This window comes from Pseudarthrobacter sp. 10T415, assembly GCF_056394175.1.
In genome coordinates this window covers 1-362 of sequence record NZ_JBFTHJ010000091.1, presented here as the reverse complement: position 1 = coordinate 362, position 362 = coordinate 1, and the positions used below count along the sequence as shown (strand labels likewise).

General features: G+C 70.2%; 1 protein-coding gene. It reads right to left on the bottom strand.

The window, feature by feature from the left end; all coding sequences use genetic code 11:
- Positions 1-135: 135 nt before the first annotated feature.
- Positions 136-362, bottom strand: a 227-nt coding sequence (locus AC1DBN_RS21600) for a LysR substrate-binding domain-containing protein (RefSeq protein WP_477724216.1), incomplete at its 5' end; no start/stop codon positions are given.

Sequence of the window (362 nt, the reverse complement as noted above, 5' to 3'; positions counted from 1 at the left end):
GTCTACGTTTGGGGCGGCCGGGCAGTATTGCTTTCTGACTTGGGCCGCGTTGCCGTTTGCTTATCGGGACGGGAAAACGGGGGTGTGGGAAACCCTGATGTTGGCGGGCGAGGTGCCAGGGGTGTGCCGGGCGCCTCAGCGCCAGACGGCGCTGGACGCCCGCAGCTGGGCGATCAGCGCGTCGGCGCCAGGCGAGAGCCGCGCCCCCATCCGCGTGGTGATGCCGATGTTCCGGGAGGTGCCCGGCATCGGCAGGTCCAGCACGCGCAGCCAGCCGGCCTCGATCTCGTAGTGCAACTGGAGCGCGGACAGCGCGGTGACCATGTCGCCACGCAGCAGCAGGCCGCGCACCAGGGCGAGGT